This window comes from Paenibacillus plantiphilus (assembly GCF_927798095.1).
GTDB classification, from domain to species: domain Bacteria; phylum Bacillota; class Bacilli; order Paenibacillales; family Paenibacillaceae; genus Paenibacillus_Z; species Paenibacillus_Z plantiphilus.
In genome coordinates this window covers 144629-170183 of record NZ_CAKMMF010000014.1, presented here as the reverse complement: position 1 = coordinate 170183, position 25555 = coordinate 144629, and the positions used below count along the sequence as shown (strand labels likewise).

13 protein-coding genes are annotated in these 25555 nt (G+C 50.9%); 10 read left to right on the top strand and 3 right to left on the bottom strand.

Features of this window, described 5'->3' with window-relative positions; all coding sequences use genetic code 11:
• Positions 1-391: 391 nt before the first annotated feature.
• Positions 392-1384, top strand: a complete 993-nt coding sequence (locus tag L6H65_RS14055) for a 2-hydroxyacid dehydrogenase (RefSeq protein WP_236343167.1) — start codon at positions 392-394, stop codon at positions 1382-1384.
• A gap of 130 nt (positions 1385-1514) precedes the next feature.
• Here the strand turns inward: L6H65_RS14055 and L6H65_RS14050 are convergent, their stop codons facing one another.
• Both L6H65_RS14050 and L6H65_RS14045 read right to left on the bottom strand, forming a co-directional pair.
• Positions 1515-2750, bottom strand: coding sequence for an ABC transporter substrate-binding protein (locus L6H65_RS14050; protein ID WP_236343166.1), 1236 nt, complete (start codon positions 2748-2750; stop codon positions 1515-1517).
• Complete coding sequence (locus L6H65_RS14045) at positions 2751-4073, bottom strand: ABC transporter substrate-binding protein (RefSeq protein WP_236343165.1); 1323 nt, start codon at positions 4071-4073, stop codon at positions 2751-2753. It lies immediately after the preceding gene.
• Between the two features lie 202 nt (positions 4074-4275).
• Between L6H65_RS14045 and L6H65_RS14040 the strand changes: the two genes are divergently transcribed.
• Positions 4276-4833: a pyridoxamine 5'-phosphate oxidase family protein gene (locus L6H65_RS14040; protein WP_236343164.1), complete on the top strand. Its 558-nt coding sequence runs from the start codon at positions 4276-4278 to the stop codon at positions 4831-4833.
• A gap of 353 nt (positions 4834-5186) precedes the next feature.
• Complete coding sequence (locus L6H65_RS14035; protein WP_236343163.1) at positions 5187-5339, top strand: hypothetical protein; 153 nt, start codon at positions 5187-5189, stop codon at positions 5337-5339.
• A gap of 247 nt (positions 5340-5586) precedes the next feature.
• Here L6H65_RS14035 and L6H65_RS14030 read toward each other — a convergent pair whose 3' ends face one another.
• Positions 5587-6915, bottom strand: coding sequence for an FAD-dependent oxidoreductase (locus L6H65_RS14030; protein WP_236343162.1), 1329 nt, complete (start codon positions 6913-6915; stop codon positions 5587-5589).
• Between the two features lie 343 nt (positions 6916-7258).
• Here L6H65_RS14030 and L6H65_RS14025 point away from each other — a divergent pair, with 343 nt between their 5' ends.
• The 7 genes from L6H65_RS14025 to L6H65_RS13995 all read left to right on the top strand — a co-directional run bounded on the left by L6H65_RS14025 (position 7259) and on the right by L6H65_RS13995 (position 25555).
• Entirely contained in the window at positions 7259-7636 is a 378-nt protein-coding gene (locus L6H65_RS14025) for a BlaI/MecI/CopY family transcriptional regulator (RefSeq protein WP_290370428.1), read from the top strand.
• 4 nt (positions 7637-7640) lie between these two features.
• The gene (locus L6H65_RS14020) at positions 7641-9635 is read left to right on the top strand and encodes a M56 family metallopeptidase (protein ID WP_236343161.1); all 1995 of its coding nucleotides are present in this window, start codon (positions 7641-7643) and stop codon (positions 9633-9635) included.
• A gap of 257 nt (positions 9636-9892) precedes the next feature.
• Entirely contained in the window at positions 9893-11263 is a 1371-nt protein-coding gene (locus tag L6H65_RS14015) for an ABC transporter substrate-binding protein (protein ID WP_236343160.1), read from the top strand.
• Between the two features lie 132 nt (positions 11264-11395).
• The gene (locus L6H65_RS14010; protein WP_307728346.1) at positions 11396-13060 is read left to right on the top strand and encodes a glycerol-3-phosphate dehydrogenase/oxidase; all 1665 of its coding nucleotides are present in this window, start codon (positions 11396-11398) and stop codon (positions 13058-13060) included.
• 49 nt (positions 13061-13109) lie between these two features.
• Positions 13110-14588, top strand: coding sequence for a glycerol kinase GlpK (gene glpK / locus L6H65_RS14005; RefSeq protein WP_236343172.1), 1479 nt, complete (start codon positions 13110-13112; stop codon positions 14586-14588).
• Between the two features lie 467 nt (positions 14589-15055).
• Positions 15056-23152 (top strand): alpha-amylase, encoded by an 8097-nt coding sequence (locus L6H65_RS14000; RefSeq protein ID WP_236343159.1) that lies wholly within the window; start codon positions 15056-15058, stop codon positions 23150-23152.
• 228 nt (positions 23153-23380) lie between these two features.
• Positions 23381-25555, top strand: a complete 2175-nt coding sequence (locus L6H65_RS13995; protein ID WP_236343158.1) for a peptidase domain-containing ABC transporter — start codon at positions 23381-23383, stop codon at positions 25553-25555.

Here is a 25555-nt window from a genome sequence, read left to right as displayed (position 1 = left end):
ACAACCGGATCCGCATCCATTCGACGATCGGTTATCTTACCCCGCATCAATGCGAGAAAAGGTACTACGAGCAACACCAGGGCGCTTAGTTTCTGTGTCTACTTTCTTGACAGAGGTACAAAACGTCGAAGAATCGCCTTTGGCAATCTCCATAAGGCTGAAAAACCGCGTTACAGCTCGGAAAAAAGGAGCGGGACACGCGTAAATATCCCTTTTGAGGCAGCTCCATAGATTTGCTTGCTTCGGGATCGTGACCAACTTTAATTCGATAGCAGATGATGTTCTAGATCAAGAGGATATGAATTTTCCGAGTTTGCATGGGGAAGCTATGAAACCGAGATACAGCTACTATTTTCGGCAAACAAATTAATGGGAAAAGGTGGTGGCAGCAATGAGCGAGAAGCCAAAGGTTTTTATTACGGAGCAAATTGGGACGGAACCCGTCGAATGGCTTCGGCAGTATTGCGATTGTACGGTATGGGAGGGCGGCGGCAAGGCTCCGCGCAGTCATCTGCTGGAGGTGCTTGGCAGCTATGATGGTCTGATTACAACCGGCAGCGCAAGCTCGGGTCTTATTGATGCTGAACTGCTGGCTGCAGGCCAACAGCGACTTAAGCTCGTATCGACCATATCTGTGGGCTATAATCATTTCGATATTGAAGCGATGAGGGCTGCAGGGGTTATTGGTACCCACACGCCTTATGTTCTGGATGAAACGGTTGCCGATATGGTGCTCGGTCTTATGCTTAGCGTGGCAAGGCGCATGCCTGAGCTGGACAGGCTGGTGAAATCAGGCGAGTGGAACAGCTTGGCCGGAGATGCGCATTTCGGAGTGGATGTGCATCATAGCACATTGGGGATCATTGGCATGGGGAGAATTGGGGAAGCCATTGCCAGACGTGCTGTGGACGGCTTTGGAATGAAGCTGCTCTATTACAATCGCAGTCGCAGGCCAGAGCTGGAGAAGCGATATGGCGCTGATTATTTGCAGGTCGAGGAGCTGCTTCGACAATCCGATTTTGTCGTGCTGATGGTTCCGCTAAGCGAGGAGACTAGACAGTATATCCGCTCGGAGCATTTTGCCATGATGAAAAAGAGCGCCTTCTTCATCAACGCATCGCGCGGAGGAACGGTTGATGAGAGGGCGCTAATTGAAGCGCTTCGCAAGGGGCAGATTCGCGGTGCGGGTCTGGATGTCTATGAGCAGGAGCCAGTAGACAAGAATAATCCGCTGCTTGGCATGTCTAATGTTGTTGCGCTGCCGCATATCGGATCGGCGACTCACCGGACAAGGCAGGACATGAAGATGGTGGCTGTGCGCAATGCGGCTGCCATACTTACCGGACATGGGACCGCATATATCGTGAAAGAGCTCCAGCCGTAAGCAACGCGTGAACAAGTCAACCAACCAACCATCAACAATTCTGCTGCTCCGATCGAATGGACAGCGATAAGGGCTGCTCCGATTATCAGCAGCATCGCTGATATTGGAACAGCCCTTGGCGTTTGTCCTATTACTTGCTTGCACGGATGAGAGTGTTTCCCTCATCCTCGATGCGTTTCAATGTATCGGCAATGGATTGCGAGCCTTGCAGAAACAGATCGAGCTGGCTGACCGCCAAGTCATGAAGGGTCTGATCAAGCTGGGCGGGCTGTTTGGGCTTTTGATAGCTGCCGAAGCCGGCTTGGTAGAGCGGCTCAATATTTATGCCGTTAATGGTCGGGCGTTTATCGAATAGAGGCAGGTTGTCCAGACTTGGAACAGATACACGATCGCTCATTATATATTGCAGGATTTCCCATGCCAGCTCCTGATTATTGCTGGCGGAACCAATTCCAATCATTCCGGTTGCAGACAATTGGGAGCTCGTCTGGCGGTTATTCGCTTGGACAGGCGGAGCAAGCATTTGCCATTCGAAGTCGAGCTTTTTCGTTGAAAGCATTTCGCCATAAGAGGGACGCTGATAGGTAATCGCTGCCTTCCCTTCCGCAAATTTGTCCGCAACTGCAAGATCGAACCGCTCGCTTTTGAACAGGTTCTGGAAGGAGACGGCTTCCTCCTGCCACTCCTTATTATTAATCGTCATTTGCTTCCCGTCCCATATCTGGAGCGTATTCGACTTCGCTACACTCATGAGGAAGCTTGCCGGACTATCTTCATAAGCATCCAATCCAACGAGAGGGGATTCGAATCTGGAAGCAAGGCGCAGCACTTCTTGCCAGTCCATCGGTTCAGTCGTTGGAATCGGGACGCCTTCGGCCTGGAAGAGGCTTTTATTAATAAAAAGCGCGCTTGTCGTAAAGCCTGAAGGGATCGCGAACAGCTCGCCGCCGCCTATTTCCCTTAAATACGACAAGGAACCCAATGGATCATTCTCGTAATTTTTACTGTCCGTCGCAACAAATGCATCAAGCGATAACAGCGTGCCGGAATCAACTAAAGGCTGGTAGATGAGTGGGCCGACAATGGAATAGAGGTCAGCTGAAGTGCTTGTAAACCAATTAACATATTGATCGAAGGTCTTAATATCATCCGGCGGTGTGATGGTGTTTATCTTTACCTTCGGATAATGGATGCTTATGGCGTTGCCGTAAGCGGCGAGGAAACCCTCCTCCGAAGAGGTGACCACAGTTAGCGTGCCTTCGAGTTCTTCGTGACCTATCTCAGACGAGCAGGCAGGGAGAAGGGCAGCAGCACAGATGAGCAGCAACAGCAGACAAAGGAAGGATTTTCGAGTAGCAAGCAGCATTTACTTATCACCTCGCGCTTGAAGTTGTTCATTCCATTTGATTGCCGCCATATGCTCGATATTGTGCAGCGCTTGATCGATCGTTTGTTCCTGACTGAGGGTGCGAGCAATCTCGTTATCAATGATTCCAGTCAGGACAGGTGTGAAATACTCGATCAGCGAGTTGAAGGACGTCCATTTCGCAGCATCAGCCTCCAACCGATAGAAAGGCTCCCAGCGTTCATTGCTGATAAAAGCTGTTCTTACAGGAAGATCGGACGGCAATTCGTCCGCAACTCTTGACCGAAGACGCGCAGCTTCATCGCTGTTCATGAAAGCAAGCGCCTGCCAGGCTGTTTCGGCATGCGCCGATTGTCTGCTTATACCGATTGTTTTGGAGGGCTGCAGCGATCTGGAGACGGTTGGTTTGACCGGATTGATCGGCTCGCTCGCCAAGCCCCATTGAAAGCTGTCCTTCTGCAAATTCTGCATGTATTCCAGATTGGCGATTGTCATGGCTGACTTCCCTTTAAGGAAGGGGTCCAGCGTCAACGAGTTTTGTTTCTTCGACGGGTCCAGCTGTGCAGCCGTATCGAACACGACGCCAGTAGAGAGGGTGTCGGCAATTCGGGTCAGCACGCTGCGCCAGCCATCTGTGTTGAACAATACTTTTTTGCCAGCGGCGTCCAGCCATATTAAATTCTCACTGTGCCCTGCTTGAAGGACAAGCGAGCCCTTGCTCTGATAAACCTCGCTGTAACCGAAAGTATCCTTCAATCCGGCAAAACGCTGGGCGAGCTGCATGATTTCGGCGAAAGTCATGCCATCCGAAGGATACGGAATGCCATGCTCATCGAACAGCTCTTTATTGTAGAAGAGCGCATCGCCCGTGAAGGTCAGCGGCAGGGCAAACAAAGAGCCGTCCCCGGCGCTGCGGAGCTGCTCGACTGGACCGGGCATGAGGGCTTCTAAATCAAAAGCGTCCTTCCCGATTCGGCCATCCAGCGGCTCCAGAAGATCCTGCTTGACGAGCTTGCTGTACAGACCGGGAACATCATTGGGTATTGCAATCAAATCGGGCCGTTGCTCTTTAATAAATGCGATGAAACTATCCGTTCTATCTCTGCCCGGGGTGAAGATCTGCTGGAATTCAATGACCTGAATATTAACATTCGGAAGCTTGGCCTGAATCAAATTGTGGAAGTCGCTCTGAAATGCTGCTTTGGAAGCGTACAGCACCTTTAGTTCAACCTCTTCCACTGTATCCACCTCGGGTGGACTGCATGCGGCATTCAAACAAATGACAATCGTCAGCATCATGGTAAAATAAAAGGTTCGCATCATTTCTCCTTCGTTGCTTAGCGGCTACTAAGAAATTAATTAGGTTAACTATAGTTTCGCCAGAGAAGCGCATCTTCCTTTTATTTCCCAAAAATATTCCATCATTTAGCTGTATTTACTGTCATCGGTTTTATTAGCGCTCATCCACTTTCTCTTAAATTATTCGTTATAATAAGACTATACTTGGAATAAAGGAGCGGTCATTATGGGTAAGCTTTTCTCGCAAATAGAGCCCCAGCACGAGGCATTTATTAAGAAGCAGCGCATATTCTTCGTAGGGTCAGCGCCGCTGGATTCGGAGGGGCATGTCAACATATCACCTAAAGGCCATGATGTACTGCGAATATTCTCGCCGTCTGAAGTCGCTTACTTGGATTTGACGGGCAGCGGCAACGAGACGAGCGCACATCTGATCGATAATGGACGGATTACGTTCATGTTCATTGCCTTTGAAGGCGCTCCGATGATATTGAGGTTATACGGCAAAGGGCGTGTGGTGCTGCCGGAGACGCCGGAATGGGAGGCGCTTGTCGGACATTTCGACCCTCTGCCGGGCGCCAGACAAATTATTTGCGCAACAATCGATGCGGTAAAAACCTCCTGCGGCTTCAGTGTTCCTTTCTTCGACTATGTGGACGAGCGCAATACACTTCAGAAATGGGCGACACAGCAGGGGGAGGAAGGTCTTGCAGCCTACCGACAGGAGAAAAATTCAGTGAGCATGGACGGCATAATAACGCCGATAGGGCTAGTAAGCTCCTGATTGTTCGACATCTGTATCATGACAGAAATCAGTGTTTGACAACTTTTAGACGAAAGCGCTGCGGGGCAGAGGGCTTTTCCGATCGCTGTTAACCCCCCGCCAGCAGTCTATCGGTCATCGATGACCATCAGCTCGTCAAACGGCGAAATCTGCCGCAACTAACGGACACCTTTGTTTAATAGCTATCAAAAACAGCTTAAATGGGGCGGGAATGAGCGTTTATTGTCAATAGATGTCCTTTACAAAATGGGGTTTCCGCAAAAAGTGGTTCCTACGGTCATGGATGTCCGTAGAAACAAAGGCGGCCCAAAACCAAAATCCACAATAAGGTTAGTTGGAAGGAGGATTTACGAATGAAATTAAGCAATGATTATTATTCTTCTTTTATGAATGTGATAAGTAAGCATCCTTTTCTTTATGGAATTATATCTATAATAGCTTCAATCGTTCTTTTCTTATTGTGTGTGAAGGCTGGAAAAAACATTGGAGATGTATTGTGGAAGTAGTTGGCATATGAATTCCGCAGGTTGCTTGGGTGATTGTTTATTGGGAATTAGCGATAGATAATCAAGTATTAATATATAGTGATGGACGGCAGAGTAGCTCAATAGGGTTGGTGAGAACTCTATGTATGGTTTGGTTTCTGCGATTCGGAAGCGGACTAGCGCGCTCATGTTAAGAGGCTGTTCCAAAAGCAATAGTCTGCTTTGGGACAGCCTCGATTTCACCAGGAATCACTCTATTTTGCTGGTGCTACATCGCCTGCAGTCCGGCTTGATTGAGCAGGTTCCACGGCTTGTTGTAATGCGGCTGGAAGAAGAAGTCCACGAAGCTGAGCTGATCCATCGTCATGCCATTCTGAATGCAGACCGAGATCGTATTGATTGTCTGTGTCAGGTCAGCCTTCGAGAGAACCTGAGCACCGATGATGCGGCCGGTTTCCTGCTCGTATACGACCTTCAGCAGCACCTTTTCATACGTGGGCATGAACTCCGGTCTGTAATTCTCATGGAGGGTGACGGCCTTCACGCCCATTCCTGCGGCAAGTGCCGCTTGCTCGGTCATACCGGTCGAGGCGATATTATAGTGATAGATTTTGATACCCGAGGTTCCCTGCGTCCCCATATACGGAATTGTGGGCTGCAGCAGATTGCGAGCGACGAGCGTTCCCATCCTAACGGCGTTTGTCGCGAGCGGGATATAAGCGTGCTGGCCCGTAGGATTATATTTGACCGCACAGCTGTCGCCGGCTGCATAGACATCCTTATTGCTGGTGCGCATATAGCTGTCAACCACGATAGCCCCGCTTGGCAGCATCTCCACCTGCCCTTTGAGCAGATTCGTGTTGGGGCGGAAGCCGATACACAGCACAACCATATCTGTCTCGTATTCTCCGCCTGTTGTATGCACGCGGCTGACCATGCCTTGCTCGCCGCTGAACGAGGTGACAGTCTGCCCCAATTCCAGCTTAATGCCGCGAGCTTGCAGCGCTTCCTCCGTCATGTCGGTGAATTCGCGATCCAAATATTTGAACAATACACGATCTGTATTGTCGATTAGAGTGACCGTCTTGCCGAGCTGCTCGAACGCCTCCACCAATTCAATGCCGATGTAGCCTGCGCCAATAACGGTAATACGCTGCGCTTTCTGCGCTTTTTGAATAATCGTCTGAGCATGGGCGTAGTTTTTGCATAGTAAAATATTATCCAGCTCCATACCGTCCATCTGCGGAATAATCGGCCACGAGCCCGTCGTCATTACAAGCTTGTCGTACTGGTCCTCAAGCTCTTCGCCTGTCTCAAGATTGCGGACCAGAACGGTCTTCTTCGCTGTATCGACTGCTAGCACGTCGTGGCGCATACGCGTTGCGACGCCCAACTCCTCCAGTTGGGCAGGTGTGGCGTAGAAAAGCTGTCCCGCATCCTGCACAACTCCGCCGACATGAAGCGCGATTCCGCACGAGAGGAAGGAAATGTTGTCATTGCGCTCATAAACAGTTATGTTGGCTTCAGGGTGGAGCTTAGCGATTCCAGTAATGGCAGCTGTTCCGGCATGTGTACAGCCTATGACGATAATTTTCATTTGAAATTCCTCCTTGAGGTTTAGTTGTGATTAAATTCACAAATAACGACATGGAATAACGTGAATATTTTCACAAAACCATATAACATTGTGATTTAAATCACAATCATTGATTGGTACTATCATATGACTAACGAGGGAGATTGACAATAGGTAATTGTAGAATAGGTCGCATCTTTGTGATAACTTTCACAATTGTGTCACGCGTTGTTCATATTTTCAGATGGAGGAATGAACAGAAGTCGCTGCGGGAATGGATGAATAATTATGGTTGACAGAATTGGATTACGTGTGTAATCTAACGTTAGGATTACAAATGTAATCGAATGGAGAGTGAGAGTAATTGGATACCCGAGTACCGCGAATATCGGATGCGGAATGGGAAGTTATGAAGGTGCTGTGGTCACACTCGCCGCTTACAGCAAATGAGGTTGTCAAGGCGCTGGAGGGCAGCAAGGAATGGAATCCCAAGACGGTAAGAACGTTAATTAAACGGTTGGTTGAGAAGGAAGCTGTCGCCTGCAATCCCGACGGGCGAAACTATCTGTATGAGCCGCTAGTTAGAGAAGAAGAATGTGTCCGCTCGGAAACGACGTCGCTGCTGAAGCGTATATACGGCGGCGCTATGAAGCCGATGCTGGTCAATTTTCTGAAGGACGAGCAGCTGACGAAGGAAGACATAGCGGATTTGAAAGCGATTCTGGAGCAAAGAAGGGAGTAAGCCGATGCTATCCCTATTGACGCAATTTTTCCAGTGGATTCTGACCACGTCTTTGATGGCCTGTGTTCTTATCGTATTCATATTGGCGGCAAAGCTGCTGCTAGGAGAGCGATTAAAGCCGAGATGGTCCTATATGCTGTGGATGCTCCTGGTATTGAGATTGCTGCTGCCATGGACGCCGGATAGCTCGTTTAGTGTGTTCAACGTTGTGTCGTTGGATATACGAATGGAGGCAAATGAAGCCGGGCCAGCAGCGTCTTCTCCAGAGCAGACTCCAGCGGAGAAGGGAGCAGTAGAACAGACTTCGGCAGAGCAGACAACAGCAGGGCAGACATTAGTAGAGCAGACAACAGCAGGGCAGACATTAGTAGAACAGACAACAGCAGGGCAGACATTAGTAGAACAGACAACAGCGGGGCAGACAAATGCGGTGCGGCAGCAAGGGTTTGCAGCTCATGAACAAGAATCAGCAGCTCCTGCATCAGTTCCGCAATTAATCGCTTCATCGGACGCAGAGGAGAGCGCGCATATTGCGACGGAACGAAGCACGCTTTCCTTTGTACAGTTGATGTCTATGATCTGGTTGATAGGCGCTCTGGCAGCAGCGGGTCTGCTGATTAGAGTCAATGTGCCATTCATTAGGAGGATCAAGCTTGAGCCCCATGTTGCGAGGACGGACAGTCTGGCGATTCTTGAGCAATGCAAACAGGAGCTGGGCATTCGGCGCAAGCTTGCTTTAATAGAATCGAGGCATGTGGTCAGCCCGACTTTGATGGGTGTTTTCCGACCCAAATTGTTGATGCCGACAGGAGTCATGGAGCTGCTGAGCGAGCGGGAGCTTCGTCATATTTATCTGCATGAGCTATGCCATTTGAAGCGAAATGATCTTGCCGTTAACGCTATTATGAATGCGCTGCTCATTCTGCACTGGTTCAATCCGCTGCTCTGGTTTTCCTATAACAAGCTGCGTGAGGACCAGGAGCTGGCATGTGATTCTATGGCGCTGGCTCATATGGGAGCCCATGAATCTACTGATTATGCGCGTACGATTATTAAGCTGCTGGAGCTGTTCTCTGCACCGACTCGACGTTTGGCCAGTACAGTAACGATCTCAGGGAACAAGCAGGAATTGAAAAGGAGAATACGTATGATCCAATCTCAGAAACCGAATGCTTACCGATGGTCGCTGCTTGGCATCTCGCTCATGCTGCTGCTGAGCGGCTGCGCGCTGACGAATGCCAGTGACAGCTCATCGGGAAATACGCAAGGGTCTGCCGTTTATGGAGATCATATCATGCAGCTGGGTGGAAGCGAAAAGGAGCGGCAGCCAACGCAAGATGCTGCTCTGGGCGAGCTGTTAGTCGAGAATGACGGCGTTGCGCTATATGGCACACGGACGCAGGATGACATCATTGAAGATTATGGCACAACACCGGATGCCATCATTGAAAATATTACTGTTCGGACAAGCACGGGCTCGAAAACCTTCGCGTGGAAAAGTAGAACGAAGCTCACTACTTCTAAAGTTCATCCCTATGTAAATGTGGGAGATGTCGATGCTGACGGGCGGGATGAGATTGTCATTTTCTTAATCGCGAGCGATTCCGAGCAGCGGCCTGATAATATTTATAAGCAGGAGATTCATGTGTTGAATATGGAGGATCTTAGCGAGCTTCCGGTAGAAGACCCGATGAAGGCCATTCAAGAACGGGTAACATCCTCTATTACGGACAATGGCGATACGGTTAAAATTATTGTTGATACGGGTGATGAGCGGAGAGAGGAGAATTACGCCAAGTTTCTGCTGAACGATTGGGCGAATGAGGTTGATTTTCAAAAAGACTTCTACTATCTCTTCGCTGAGGATGGCATCAAAACCGTCGTTTCAAGCTCACCAACCCCTCCGGGAAGCGGAATTACATGGGGAAATATAAAACTATTAGTCGAATATGATTCCAGCCTTAAGGTGAAAAATATTAAAATCGCGTATATGTCATAGAACTTGCCCAAGCAGAAATAAGCTCGAAGATCAGCATGATGATCTTCGAGCTTTTTCTCGACTTGAATCGTATTGAATAAGAGGAACTATTATTGGAGGGCGATAATCGATTCGCGCTTCAAATATTTTCGGGCCAGATAGACATTGAAGTTGTCATTGTATAGTATGTAGTATTACAGGAAGTTAAGCAGACGAGGTTAATCACTCCAAGTTCGCTGTGGAGCGAAGGCCATTTTATTAGTAAGGACGGTTATAGAATGAGAACGCGCATGCGTATGGCTGCAATTCTGATCATGGTGTTGTGTCTCTCGCTTGCTGCTGGCTGCAGCATATTTGGAGGAGAGGCTGTTGAGCCCGTGGATAGCGATATTTCGGGCACGATCAAGGTGATGTACTGGGATGAGCAGAGCTTCATGAACAAATACGGCTATTTGTTTATGGCTGAGCATGAGCATATGGATATTGAAGTGGTTTCCACGTCAAAATTGCACAGCTACAGCCCCGGTGAGGTCCCCGACCTGAATGCGGCCTATCATAAGCTGATTGAGGAAGAGAAACCGGATGTCATCATGGTTGGCATTGATGAGCTGGAGCGGCTGGCTGCGGATGGGGTTCTATACGATTTGGAGCCTGCCATTATCCGGGATAAATTTGATATCGCGAACATTCACCCGACGATTATTGAGTATTTGAGAATGAAGGGGAAGGGCAAGCTGTATGCCCTCGCTCCGACTTTTACTAGCCAGGCGCTATTCATCAATAAGGATCTGTTCGAGAAGCATGGCATTGCGCTTCCCTCCGATAAGCTGAGCTGGGAGGAACTGTTTCTTACGGCGATGCGGTTTCCTGTTACTGGCGGCGACAAGGGCAGAATTTTTGGCTATGATAACGGGGAATATCGGAATACGCCTTACAATCTGCTGTTAACGGTGGCAGACGCGATGGGGCTTAAGATGGAGCAACAGGGGAAGGTTACGCTGCAGACCCCGAGCTGGAAGCATGCCTTCGAGCTTGTTGCGCAGCTGTACAAGAGCGGTGTTGTGCAAGTAGGGGATCTGCCGAAAACGCCGGACATGTCATACACGGAGATGTGGATGCTGGATCACCTGTTCCAGGCCGGACGGGTGGCAATGACGATGGGAGACCCGGATATGCTGAAGGATTTAAGCCAGATCGACGAGGCGGAAGGGGAGCGGACATTTAATTGGGAGATATTGAACGCCCCAACCGTTTCCTCAGGGCAGTCGAGAAATTTCGAGTTGAATGAAGTGTTCGCCGTAAATGCGCATTCACCGAATTTAGAGGCAGCATGGGAATTTGTAAAATATAGCAGCGGTGATGAAATTGCGCGAATCCGTTCCAGAAATCCGGATGAAATGTGGTCGCGCACTACGCATATGCAGACAAAGGACAGCAAAAACATGGAGCCGTTCTATCAGCTCTCATTTGACCGCAACGAAATGCCCGCTAACAGCCGATTCGCTGAGTTGCCCCAATTGCTGGAGACGGTAATCACGACAGAGCTCAACGAGGTTGTTGACGGTCGCAAATCGGTGGAGGAAGCATTGGCCGCTATTGAGCTGGAAGCACAGGTGCAGCTGATACAGCTGAACGCCCAAACGGAATAGCAGCCGCTGCTGTCTCCCTGCGGTTCGCCTGCATACAGCACAGATTGCCCGTCCGTGAGAAGGACGGGCAATTTGTGCTTGCAGAGCCTTTTCAAATCGGACTTCTCGTCATATAGTGGAGGGGAAGAGGAGGTGAAGGCATTGGACGGATCATTCTCATCATTAAGCAGGACTGCAATTTTGGAGCAAATGGCAGGGCAGGAGCTGGATGTGCTCGTTATCGGCGGAGGAATTACAGGAGCCGGCATTGCTTGGGATGCGTCGCTTCGCGGCATGAGGGCGGGCCTTGTAGAGAAGGGGGATTTTGCCTGCGGCACGAGCAGCCGCTCGACGAAGCTGGTTCACGGAGGCCTTCGCTATTTGAAGGGGGGCGAGGTGAAGCTTGTCGCTGAGGTCGGTCGTGAGCGGGCTCTTCTGCACAGACATGCGCCCCATGTCGTCATTCCGGCTCCGATGCTGATGCCCGTCTACGAGGGCGGAACCTTCGGCTATTGGGCTTCCTCAATTGGTTTATATATCTATGACATGCTCGCAGGCGTGAAACGCGGCGAGCGACGAAGGATGCAGCGAGCAGAAGAGACGCTCCGGCTGGAGCCGCTTCTGAAGCGGGAAGGATTGCGCGGCTCAGGCTATTATTATGAATACCGGACCGATGATGCGCGGCTTACGTTGGAAGTGGCGAAGACAGCCCGCCGTCATGGCGCGGACATTGTCAATTATGCAGAGGCGGTCTCGCTGCTGTATGAGGGAGGCCGCGTTTGCGGGGCGAAGGTGACTGATTTAATAGGTGGACAGCAGTATGCCATATACGCCAAGCGCGTGGTCAATGCAGCAGGACCTTGGGCAGATGAGGTGCGGCGGCTTGACGGCCGGATTCAGGGGAAGCGACTGATTCTGACCAAAGGGGTGCACCTCGTTGTGGATCATGCAAGGCTTCCTGTCAGGCAAGCCGCTTATTTCGACGTGGCGGACGGCCGGATGATCTTCGTCATACCCCGCGATGGCAAGACATACATCGGTACTACGGACACCTTCTATGACAGCAGTCTTGGTGTCGAGCCCAGAACGACGGAAGCTGACCGTCACTATTTATTGCATGCGGTTAATGCTGTGTTTCCATCAGTGGGGCTTGCGCCCTCCGATGTAGAGTCATGCTGGGCGGGCTTGCGTCCGCTCATCGGTGAAGAGGGCAAGCAGCCTTCTTCCATATCGCGGAAGGATGAGATATTTGTCTCTGACCGGGGACTTGTTACGATTGCCGGAGGCAAGCTGACCGGCTTCCGCAAGATGGCGGAGAAGGTGGTGAACCTGATCTCCGCGGGGATTGCCGCTGAGACGGGAGCGGTGTTCGGGCGCTGCCGCACCGACACAGATATGCTGTCCGGCGGCGATGCGGCGGGACATTCCTCCTATGCAGCGCTGCAGGAGGAGTTGCGCAGCTGCGGTCAGCGGCTCGGAATTGCCGCGGAAATAGTGAATGGCTGGATCGCGCGTTATGGCAGCAATGCAAGAGATATTATGCAGCGCTATGAAGCGCTGCCTGCCGATCAGGAACAGGGCCTGCGTGCAGAGCTTGCTTATTCCGTGGAGGAAGAGATGACGGTGCGAGCAGCAGATTACCTGCTGCTGCGCACCGGATCTATTTTGTTCGACAGGAAGGGTGCAGAGTCTCTTGCCCCGTCGCTCGTCCGGCTGCTCGGGGAGCAGCTGGATTGGAGTGCTGCGATGCGGGAAGAGGAGCTTGCCCGTATTGAGGCGGAGCTTCATGCCGCTTCAGCGTTTCCAGAGCATGATTAGCCGAGCATGGGAACACGAGATGAGTCGAAATGTAAGGGGGGAGGCTGCGGTGGAGCAGTATATATTAGCTTTGGACGAGGGCACGACATCCTGCCGCGCTATCCTTGTTGATGGCAGAGGAAAGACAGCGGCGGCTGCGCAGCAGGAATTCAGCCAATACTTCCCTCAGGCAGGCTGGGTGGAGCATGATGCCGATGAGATATGGCGCGTGCAGCTGCAAGTCATGCGAGAGGCAGCCGCACAGATCGACGGAAACGGAATTGCCGCAATCGGCATTACGAACCAGCGGGAGACGGTTGTGGTGTGGGATGCAATTACAGGTGAACCGCTCCACCGTGCGATTGTTTGGCAATGCCGCCGTACGAGCGCGTTCTGCGAGCAGCTGAAGGCGGAGGGCTGGGAAGCCGAGGTGCGGAGCAGAACAGGGCTGCTGCTCGACCCTTATTTCTCCGGCACGAAGCTCAAATGGCTGCTCGATGAGGTTCCGGGTCTTCGCGGGAAGGGAGAGCGCGGAGAAGCGTTATTCGGAACCGTGGACAGCTGGCTGATCTGGAAGCTGACCGAAGGTGCGGTACATGCGACCGATGTGTCCAATGCATCGCGCACCATGCTGTTTAATATTCATAGCCTGGAATGGGACGCACATATCCTGAGTAAGCTGAACATCCCGGAAGCGATGCTGCCGGAGGTAAAGCCGTCCACCGGTATATATGGCTACACCAGGCTGCTGCATGATGACGGCAGCATTGAGGTGCCGATTGCCGGTGTTGCGGGTGATCAGCAGGCGGCTTTGTTCGGTCAAGGCTGCTTCGACCCCGGAATGGCGAAGAATACGTATGGCACAGGCTGCTTCCTGCTCAAAAACACAGGAAGCAAGCCTGTTCAATCCGAGAAAGGCTTGCTTGCGACGATTGCCTGGAAGCATGGTGATGAAACGACTTATGCGCTGGAGGGGAGCGTCTTCACCGCAGGCGCTGTTGTTCAATGGCTGCGGGATGGTCTTGGGCTGATTGCGAATGCTGCGGAGAGTCAGACCATCGCCGCTTCGGTCGCGGATACGCAGGGCGTTTATTTCGTTCCGGCGTTTACCGGACTGGGCACGCCTTATTGGAAGCCGGATGCTCGCGGGATGATCACCGGGCTGACGCGTGGCATAACATCCGCTCATATCGTTCGGGCAGCGCTGGAATCTATTGCCTATCAGACGGCGGATGTGCTGAGGGCAATGAGCGCAGAATCTGGTATCGGCTTGCGCGAGCTGCGCATCGACGGAGGGGCGGTTGTGAATGATCTGCTCGTTCAGTTTCAGGCTGATCTGCTGGGTGTGACTGTCATCCGGCCCAAGACACTGGAAACAACTGCGCTCGGCGCAGCTTTTCTGGCGGGCCTTGGAATTGGCTTCTGGAGCAGTCTGGATGAATTGAGAGCGCTGTGGGAGCTGGATGCGACATTCACGCCGCAGCGCGATGAGGAATGGCGGCAGTCTGTCTATTCTGGCTGGCTGCAAGCGGTAGGCTATCAGGTATAGGCGGTACGTGTGGTGACACCCGTACCGCCCCACTGCGCGCGGTGCAGAAGCGAGAATTGTATGTTCGAAGTAGTAAGCAGCCTTGGTCGCCGCAGCGCCATCAGGCCAGCCAGAATAACTGGCTGGCCTTTTGATGCTGGTCATTGCCTTGGTCCCCGCTTTCCGCTTGCATGCGAAATGCAAGGTAGACAGTCACTGTCAAAACAACTTCCTCAAATATCTATAAATATAACGGGATATATAATATGTATATATAAGGAAATTAAATGAGCGCTAAAATCAAATTATGAGAAGATTATTATTGAACTATCTTAAAAACTTTAACCAAGTTTTAAGTTAAATTGTTATCTTAAAAAAGGAATGAGAACGTTTGCATAGTAAAGGGGGGATGTCCCTTGGTTATATTACATATTTTGGATATAACCAAAATTGCTCGGTTTATTAGCTCAACTTAGGAGGAAAAGTAAATGTTGAAAAAGAGCTACAAAGTTGTTCTAAGCACGATACTGCTCTGTTCCATGTTATGGAGTGTAGCGGTGTGGCCTGCTGAACAAGCGGCAGCAGCGGCAGATGCGCCAGCTGCAGCACCAGCGGCTGATGTGCCAGTCAATGGCACGATTATGCAGTTTTTTGAATGGAATACCGCTAAAGATGGCGGTCACTGGAACCACCTTGCTGCTGAAGCGGCAAATTTGAGTCATGCAGGTATTACATCAATCTGGATACCGCCAGCTTATAAAGGACATGTAGGAACAGACGATGTAGGTTATGGCGTCTATGATTTCTACGATCTCGGCGAATTCAATCAGAAAGGTACAGTTCGTACGAAATACGGTACGAAGGCTGAACTGAAAGCGGCAGTTGATGCGCTTCACAACAACAATATGCAAGTTTATGCTGACATCGTTGTCAACCATATGATGGGCGGCGATCAAAGCGAGAATATTAACGTGCAGCAGGTCCAAGGCTATGACCGCAATCAGGTTATCGGCCAGTTCAACACAAACGTTTGGACCAAATACAATTTTAATGGCCGCAATAATGCGTACTCCACGTTCAAATACAACTGGACGCATTTTAACGGCTCCGATGACTACGGTAAAATTTACCGCTATCCGGGCAAAAGCTGGGATTGGGAAGTCAGCGGCGAGAACGGCAACTACGATTATTTGATGGGTACCGACCTTGATTATGACAATCCGGCAGTAGCGGATGAGATCAAGAAGTGGGGCGTATGGTATGTGAACGAAATCGGTCTGGATGGTTTCAGACTAGATGCTGTTAAACATATCAAATACAGCTTTATGAAAGACTTTGTAGAAAACGCCCGCGCCCAAACAGGCAAGGAGCTGTTCACGGTCGGTGAGTTCATCGGTAGTGTGAGCGATTTGAACAATTATCTGGGCAAAGTGAACCAAAGCATGTCCCTGTTTGATTTTCCGCTTCGCAACAACTTTGCACAGGCTTCCAGCTCAAACGGAAACTTCAGCCTGCGCAACCTGTCCAGCGGAACGTTGACAGGCGGCAATTCTGTTAAATCCGTAACCTTTGTTGAGAATCATGATACGCAGCCCGATCGTTCGGATGCTCACGGAGCGCCAGTTCTTGACTGGTTCAAGCCGCTTGCATATGCGTACATTCTGACCCGTCAAGAGGGCTATCCTACCGTATTCTATGGTGATTACTATGGAACAAGAAGCAGCTCCACCGCTGCTCCTGGAACAGGTAAAATCAAATCGCTGAAGAGCAAGCTTGATCCGCTTCTCAAAGCGCGCAAGGATAACGCTTACGGCAAACAAAACGACTATCTGGATAACGATGATGTAATCGGTTGGACGCGCGAAGGACTGGCAGCCAAGCCAGGCTCCGGTTTGGCTGCGGTTATGTCAGACCGTGCTGCCGGATCAAAAACGATGCTTGTCGGAACAAGCCATGCTGGCGAGCAATGGAAAGATATCACTGGCAACTTCTCGGACAAAGTAACAATCGGCTCCAATGGTATGGGTACTTTCCAGGTTAAAGCCGGTTCTGTATCGGTATGGGTGCCAGATGTTCCAGTGGGCCCAATTGACCAAGCTCCAACAGCTCCAACGAATGTACAAGGAACAGCAGCAGGTACGACTTCTATTACCCTGACTTGGAATCCTTCTACAGACGACAAGGGAGTAGTGAAATACGAGGTTTACCGTGACGGCGTACTGATCGGTGAAACGACGACGAATTCCTACACCGACAACACGGTCGTTGCGAACAAGACTTACTCGTACACGATCAAAGCCGTCGATACAATCGGGCAGAAATCAGCGTTCAGCGCAGCAGTTGCGGTTACAACCGGCAACGGCGGCACGCAGGATCAGCTTCCTACTGTGCCGACGAATGTGCAAGGAACCGCTGTCGGTACGACAACTGTCAACCTGACATGGAGTCCTTCCACAGATGACAAAGGTGTTGCAAGCTACGAGATTTATCGTAACGGCACGCTGAAAGGCAGCTCCACAAGCACGTCCTACTCGGACACAACGGTAGCGAATGACAACACGTATTCCTACACGGTGAGAGCAGTCGATACAATTGGACAGAAATCAGCAGCCAGCGCTCCTGCAACCGTCAAGATCGGCAACGGCGGACAGCAGCCGCAAGCAGGCAGCCCATTCAGCTGGGATAATGCAAACGTATACTTCGTGATGACCGACCGTTTCAACAACGGCAACACGAGCAATGACGGCTCTTATGGAAGACCTAAGACCGATGCAGGCGGCAAGAATATCGGTACTTTCCATGGCGGAGACATTAAAGGCTTAACGAAGAAGCTTGAAGAAGGCTACTTCACCGACCTTGGAACGAATGCCATCTGGATTACAGCTCCATGGGAGCAAATGCATGGCTGGGTAGGCGGTGGACAAGGCGATTTCGCTCACTACGGCTTCCACGGCTACTATGCACTCGATTTCACTGCGATGGACAAGAACATGGGAACCATTGATGAAATGCGCGAGTTCGTTGATCTCGCACATACCAAAGGCATCCGCGTCGTTCTCGACGTTGTTATGAACCATGTGGCTTATCCGAACCTTGTCGACATGGCAGAATACAACTACGGCGATCGCGGCGGACTTGCTGGCAACTGGTTGCCAAATCTAAGCGGCGGTCAGAACTGGCACTCACACAACGACATTATGAACACTCAAAATGCAAGCGCTTGGTCAACTTGGTGGGGCAATAACTGGATTCGCCCGAACGGCATCGCTGGTTATGACCAATGCAGCGGCGGCGACTTCACTTCTTGCGTTGGGTTCTTGCCTGACATCAAGACCGATTCCACGAGCCCTACAACATTGCCGCCAATTCTGAAAACGAAGTTCGGCAGAGAAACAACCGGCTTTGACAACTGGATCGTTCCAGCTGCCAAGCAATACCGTAAAGACCTGAACGTAGCACCTAAAGACTACATGATCAAATGGCTGTCCTCATGGGTTGAAGAATTCGGTATCGACGGATTCCGTGCGGATACAGCGAAACACGTTCAATATGACAGATGGGGCGCACTGAAAATAGAAGCAAACAACGCCCTCGCGAAATGGAGACAGAACAACCCTACGAAGCCAGGAGCAGATTGGAACGACAACTTCTGGATGACAGGTGAAGTATTCGATAAAGGTCTCGGCAGAGACGGCAATTATTTCGATAATGGCTTTGATTCCCTGATCAACTTCTCGTTCCAATCAGCGAACTTCTCTGATTTGGAAGGCCTATTCTCGCGTTATGCCACCGAGTTTAACGGCAGCGCAGCGAACTACAACATGTTGAGCTACATCTCTTCACATGATAAGAGACTTTACACGCGTAGTAATCTGATCCAAGCAGGAACAGCGATGCTGCTTCTCCCTGGCGCAGTACAAACGTTCTACGGTGATGAAACGGCTAGACCAGTAGGCGAGAACGGTTCTGATCCGGATATGGGTTCACGTTCTGACATGAACTGGGGCAGCATCAATACAGCTGTTCAAAGCCACTGGCAGAAGATTGGCCAATTCAGAAACAATCACATCGCGATTGGCGCAGGTCAACATGCCAAAATCGCAGACGCTCCTTATACGTTCTCCCGTACGTATGAGAAAGGCGATATTCTGGATAAAGTTGTTGTAGCCGTAGGCGCTTCGGGCTCTGTAAGTGTAAACGTGGGCAGCATTTTCCCAGACGGCACGACAGTACGCGATGCTTACACGAAGAATGAAGTCGTAGTAAGCGGCGGCAAAGCTACATTTACGGCTGGCACGAATGGCGTTATCCTGATCGAGAATGTGGGCGCGAACAAGAAATTCCCGGTTCTGACCGCATCCCCGGCAGGCGGCAAGTTCAAGACAGAAACAACAACCGTTACCCTGTCGGTGAATAATGCAGACAGCGGCAAATACACGCTGGACGGCAGCGATCCGGTGAACGGCATTGCATTCACGAACGGCACAACGATCACGATTGGCGCAGGCATGGCTATCGATGAGACGAAAACGTTGAGAATGTATGCAGTGAATGAGAACGGCGAAGGCACAGGCTCGTTCACCTTTACGAAGGGCGATCCGAACGCCAAGCTTGATATCTACTTCAAGAAGCCAGCAGGCTGGGGAACACCGGCACTGTACTTCTACGAAACAGCACCTAAGCAAACGAATGAGCCTACATGGGCGACAGCTCCTGCAATGACAGACGTTGGCGACGGCTGGTATGTGTACAGCTTCGACACCGCTGAGAAAGCAACAATGATTTTCAAAGACAACACCGGCAAACAGCTTCCTGCTCAAAACCAGCCGGGCTTCACAAGAACCGCAACGAGCTGGTATGACGGAACGACTTGGCATGAAACAGATCCACGTCCAAGTACGAAGCCCGCAGCACCAACGAATCTGGCTTCATCGGCTAAAACAGACAAGACAGTAACCCTGACTTGGACGGCGTCCACTAGCGCAGGTATTGCGGGATACGACGTATATCGCAACAATGCGAAAGTTGGAACGACAACGGCAACGACGTATACCGATATGGGTCTGACGGCAGCAACGGCGTATTCGTACAAAGTAATCGCCAAAAACCAAGCGGGCGCAGAGTCCGATCCGAGCAACGTGATCAGCGTAACGACGAACCCGGCTGTTACGACGAAGCCGACGACTCCGACGAATCTGGCTTCATCCGCGAAGACAGACAAGACCGTATCCTTGACGTGGAGCGCATCCACAGATGCTTCCGGTATTGCGGGCTACGATATTTACCGCAATGGCAGCAAGGTGGGTACAGCTACGACAACATCCTTCACGGATACAGGTCTGACAGGTGCAACGGCGTACACGTACAAAGTTATTGCACGCAGCCAAGTGGGCGGCGTATCTGATCCAAGCAATGAGATCAGCGTGACGACCGAACCAGGCAGCAACAACGGCAACACGGTTACGGTTTACTACAAAAAAGGCTATGCAACACCATATATCCACTATCGTCCAGAGGGCGGCACGTGGACGACTGCTCCAGGCGTGAAGATGGATGAGTCCGAAATCCCGGGCTATGCCAAGTACACGATCGATCTTGGAACAAGCACAGCTACTCGTGTAGAAGCTGCATTCAACAACGGCAGCGGACAATGGGACAGCAATGGTCAGAAGAACTACTTCTTTAATAAAGGCGACAACACGTATAGTGCTGGTGTCGTAACGCCAGGCAAACCGGTATACGTACCAGGCAACAAAGTAACGGTCTACTACAAAGAGGGATGGACGAATGTCAACATCCACTATCGCGCAGAGGGCGGCACATGGACAGCTGTTCCAGGCGTGAAGATGGAGAACGATCCGCTCAACCCTGGCTACAAGAAAATAACGGTTGATATCGGCACGGCTACCCGTCTGGAAGCTTGCTTCAACAACGGCAGCGGACAATGGGATAGCAATGGTCAGGGCAACTACTTCTTCCCAGCAGGCGACAACACGTACATTCCTGGCAACAATGGCGCTCCAGGTCAAGTGAAAGTCGGGGAGAAACCGACAGGAGTCGACACGGTCGCTCCTTCGATACCAGCTAATCTGGCTGGCAACCTCAGCACAGGCACTCCCAAGACAGTTACACTGTCTTGGAGCGCTTCGACGGACAACATTAGCGTAACGGGTTATGAAATTACACGTAAAGCAGGCACAAGCACGGAGACCTTTACGGTGAATGCAACGACCTACATCGATAGCACAGTAGCGGCTGGTACGACGTACAAATACCAAGTTCGTGCGAAAGATGCAGCGAATAACTTCTCCGGCTACAGCAATGAAGTTACCATTGCAGTACCAAGCGATGTAGATACGATCAAGCCATCCGCGCCAACGAACGTAACCGGCACAGCGGCAACGACTTCCGTTGTCCTGTCCTGGACAGCTTCGACGGATAACGTAGGTGTAACGGGCTACGACATCTACAATGGCAGCGTTCTGGCTGGCAGCGCAGCTGGAACAGCTACCAGCTACAACGTGACGGGCTTGACGCCAAACACGGCGTACAGCTTTACAGTAAAAGCGAAGGATGCAGCGGGCAATGTGTCCGATCCAAGCGCAGCATTCAGCGCAACGACGCAGAACGTTGCAAGCAGCAACCTGCTTGTCAATCCAGGCTTTGAAACCTACACGGGAACGACAGGTGTAGCAGACAGCTGGAGCAAATCCGTAACAGCAGGCATCACGTCCACCTTTGAAGTGGCGGCTACACCAGTTGCTTCTGGAAGCAAAGCACAGAAGCTGACGGGCTCCAGCATGACAAACGGAAGTACGGTCAAGTTCTCTCAGTACGTTCCGGTTGAAGGCAACAAGCCGTATACCGCAAGCGGCCAGTTCAATGCCGTCAGCCTGACCAATGCACGCGCTCAACTGTATGTAGACTTCTACAATGCAAGCAACGCGATTGTTGGTTATGCGAAGTTCGACCAGAAAGTAGTAACGGACGGTTACATTACGCTGAGCTTGAACGGCGAAACGCCGGCAGGAACGACAAGAGCGAGAGTGTATGCGATCATTCGCAGCATTGGCGATAACGCTGCAGGCGTCCTGCTCGTCGATGATATGAAATTCTCGATTCAAGGCGAAGAAGATACGCAAGCGCCAAGCAACCCTGCAAGTCTTGCTTCTACTGGCAAGACAGATACAACGGTAAGCCTGTCGTGGACCGCTTCCACCGATAATGTAGGTGTAGCTGGCTACGAGATCTACCGTGGTGGCGTGAAAGTCGGCACGTCCGCAACAACGAGCTTCACAGATACAGGACTTACAGCAGCAACCTCCTACACGTACACCGTTAAAGCGAACGACGCTGCTGGCAACCTTTCAGGTGCCAGCAACGAAGTAACGGTGGTCACGAACAATGGTGTCGACACGCAAGCGCCAAGTGTGCCAGCAGGTCTTGCATCCACGGGCAAAACCGATACAACGGTAAGCCTGTCATGGACAGCTTCCACGGACAATGTGGGCGTAACAGGCTATGACATCCTGCGCAATGGCGTTAAAGTCGGTACATCTGCAACGACGAGCTTCACAGATACCGGCTTGACGGAAGAAACAACGTACAACTACAGTGTGAAAGCATTCGATGCGGCGAACAACTTCTCCGCAGCAAGCGCAGTTGTTCCCATTGTGACGTTGAAGGGAACGATCGTTATCCCAGGCGGCAACAAGCCGTATTCCACCAACCCATCGTTCGGCAAGCGCGTATCGACGCCAATTACAATCGATGGCGTGAACGGCGGTCAATGGACCGACGATATGCTGATCGCCATCGATATGGCTGGCGACGATCCGCGTACACTGGGCAGCAACTGGTCGCTGCACGAAACGCCATTGGATCTGTCCCACCTGTGGGCAGCATGGGACAATGAATATCTGTACCTGGCTTGGCAGTATGTAGATGTAACAGACATCGTTGATCCAGCGAATGCCGGTTCTGCAGGCGGTACGCCAATCCGTTCCATGGATATGCCGCAAACGATCGCGATCGATACGATTGCTGGGGCAGGCGCAACGCTTGACATGTGGAAGAAGAACGGTCTCCAGCCGATCTGGGGCGGTGCGAATCTGCCTGATTACCAGTTCAACATCGCATCGAACATGTTCCATTCCGGCTACATCTCCAAAGCAGTCAACGGCGTATTCCCGGTTGACGATGCTGGAGTGAATTACAAAACAGGCACTGCTGCAGGCATTACGGTGAAGTTTGCCAAGGGTGCAGGCTACAACACACTCTGGGGAGTGAAGGATGTAGACCATGCAGCGGATGCCAGCAAACTGGTGGACTTCAAGGCACTGGGCCACGATGTGAATCGTGACACGTTCTATGAGGCGAAGATTCCACTGAGCGCAATCGGCAATCCGAACATTGAAGGTTCAGGAATCGGCGTGAAGCTTCACCAAGGTGAATTCTCGCCGGTAGATACGATTCCGAATGATCCTGCAACAACGGATACACCAGGCGTAAGTGAGTCCAACTCACCTAAAGAGTGGGGCGATGTTGACTTGTTGACAACGGCTTTCGCTCGTATCGGCAAGTAATAAGCAGTAAAAGAAAACAGTGTATTCCAGATAATGGAATGCACTGTTTTTTTGTCCGGTTTTCGATAGGGAATATCGCTTTATAGACGATTGATATCAAGATACATAAATTCATATATTTGTAAATAGTAAAATTACATTAAAATTTTTAAAATTGTAATTTACTTCAATAATAATCCAATATATATTAGATGAGATGTACACAAACTAGACTAAGGATGCAGGTATATGGAACCAGAAATGAAAGTGGATATAGTTAAAAGGTCTTCAGAAGATCAAGCAGCTGCAAGAAGCAGAATGGATTCCGGGCTGCATTGTTTAATTACAATCGCGAATTACCACGGCATTGCAGCAGATGCTGCGCAAATCAAGCATGCGTATTCAATCGCAACCCAGGGTGCGACGTCAACGGATCTGCTGCGAATTGCCAAGGATCTTGGATTCAAGAGCAAGCAGGCAAGGATAGCGCAAACGCGGCTGAGGAAGCTTAATCTGCCTGCAATACTCGTCATGCAGGACAACAACTATATCATCGCCGCGAAATGTACGGATACGGAGCTGATCATATTTGATCCGTTAATCGGCAAACCGACCACGGTCAAATGGGAGGCGATTAGCGAGCAGTGGACGAACCAGGTTATTTTATTAGCTCCCAAGCAGAAGGACGACGACAAGCAGACGGGGTTTGGGCTGAAATGGTTTATACCAGCTCTATGGAAGCACAGGCGTCTCATTGGCGAGGTGCTTATTGCCTCCTTGTTTATTCAAATATTTGGCTTGATTTCCCCGCTTGTAACGCAAGTCATTATCGACAAGGTTCTCGTTCATCAAGGAATTACAACCCTGAATGTGCTCATAATCGGGCTGCTTATTGTGATCGTATTCGAATTTCTGATGGGGATCAGCAAGAACTATGTATTCACGCATACGACGAGCCGCATCGACATTACACTGGGCGTACGGCTGTTCCAGCATTTGTTTCGATTGCCTCTGGCCTATTTCGAGAATCGCAGAATAGGGGAGACGATTGCCCGCATAAGAGAGCTGGAAAATATAAGACAATTTCTTACCGGCGCACCGCTGACGGCCGTTCTGGATTTCTTGTTTATTTTCGTCTATTTCATCGTCATGTTCTATTACAGTCCTTCTCTATCGTTCCTTGTGCTTGGCTCATTCCCGTTATTCATCCTGTTGTCGGCATTGTTTACCCCTCTTATCCGGCGGCGTCTGGAGGAAAAGTTCGAGAAGGGGGCGGAGCAGCAATCGTATCTGGTGGAAGCTGTTTCAGGCATCCAGACGATAAAGTCATTCGCGCTGGAGCCGCTTTCCCAGAAGAAATGGGAGGGGCTGTTGTCCGGCTATGTGAAATCAGGCTTCAAATTATCGATTCTGTCCGGGACTGCCAGCTCATTGGCCCAGGTTGTGCAGAAGGTGTTTACGCTCGCCATTCTTTGGTACGGAACACATCTGGTGCTCAGTGGGGATATTTCGGTAGGGCAGCTTATTGCCTTTCAAATGATGGCTGGCAGGGTCAGTGATCCGGTGCTTCGGCTCGTTCAGATGTGGCAGGACTTCCAGCAGACGGGCATCTCCATCAAGAAGCTGAATGATATATTCTCCGTTCAGCCTGAGCCTAGCATCTCTGCAACGAAGACGCGGCTGCCGCAAATTAAGGGCAGCATCGAATTTCAGTCGGTCACGTTCCGCTATCGGCTGGATGGCCCCGAGGTACTGAGAAGATTATCGTTCACCGCCGAGCCGGGTCAAGTGATCGGCGTCGTGGGCAGAAGCGGATCGGGCAAGAGTACGCTGTCGAAGCTGATTCAGCGGCTCTACGTGCCGGAGTCGGGCAAAATTCTAGTGGACGGCATTGATCTGTCGCTCGCTGATCCGTCCTGGCTGCGGCGGCAGGTTGGCGTTGTCCTTCAAGAAAACTATTTATTTAGCGGTACGATACGCGAGAATATAGCGATTCACAGTCCTTCGTCATCCATTCAGGATGTGGCCAGGGTAGCTCAGCTGGCGGGGGCGCATGAGTTTATTCTGGAATTATCCGAAGGCTATGATACGGTGGTCGGCGAGAGGGGCGCTACGCTTTCGGGCGGCCAGAAGCAGCGGGTAGCCATTGCGAGAGCGCTGCTGGCCAACCCGAGAATTCTTATCTTCGATGAAGCGACATCGGCGCTTGACTATGAATCGGAGAGAATCATCCAGCAAAATCTGCAAAAAATTTGCCAAGGTCGAACAGTCATTATGATCGCCCATAGACTATCGACGATCAGGATGGCGAATAAAATTATAGTTATTGACAAGGGGGAGCTGGCCGAGCAGGGGAGCCATGATCAGTTGATGGCTGCTGGCGGGCTGTACAGATATCTCCATTCCCACCAAGAGAGGGTATAG

Excerpts from the sequence above, each read along its gene's own strand:
- L6H65_RS14020 (WP_236343161.1), top strand. The coding sequence starts at position 7,641 with ATGCTATCCCTATTGACGCAATTTTTCCAGTGGATTCTGACCACGTCT.
- L6H65_RS14045 (WP_236343165.1), bottom strand. The coding sequence starts at position 4,073 with ATGATGCGAACCTTTTATTTTACCATGATGCTGACGATTGTCATTTGT.
- L6H65_RS14015 (WP_236343160.1), top strand. The coding sequence starts at position 9,893 with ATGAGAACGCGCATGCGTATGGCTGCAATTCTGATCATGGTGTTGTGT.
- L6H65_RS14000 (WP_236343159.1), top strand. The coding sequence starts at position 15,056 with ATGTTGAAAAAGAGCTACAAAGTTGTTCTAAGCACGATACTGCTCTGT.
- L6H65_RS14050 (WP_236343166.1), bottom strand. The coding sequence starts at position 2,750 with ATGCTGCTTGCTACTCGAAAATCCTTCCTTTGTCTGCTGTTGCTGCTC.
- L6H65_RS14040 (WP_236343164.1), top strand. The coding sequence starts at position 4,276 with ATGGGTAAGCTTTTCTCGCAAATAGAGCCCCAGCACGAGGCATTTATT.
- L6H65_RS14035 (WP_236343163.1), top strand. The coding sequence starts at position 5,187 with ATGAAATTAAGCAATGATTATTATTCTTCTTTTATGAATGTGATAAGT.
- L6H65_RS14055 (WP_236343167.1), top strand. The coding sequence starts at position 392 with ATGAGCGAGAAGCCAAAGGTTTTTATTACGGAGCAAATTGGGACGGAA.
- L6H65_RS14030 (WP_236343162.1), bottom strand. The coding sequence starts at position 6,915 with ATGAAAATTATCGTCATAGGCTGTACACATGCCGGAACAGCTGCCATT.
- L6H65_RS13995 (WP_236343158.1), top strand. The coding sequence starts at position 23,381 with ATGGAACCAGAAATGAAAGTGGATATAGTTAAAAGGTCTTCAGAAGAT.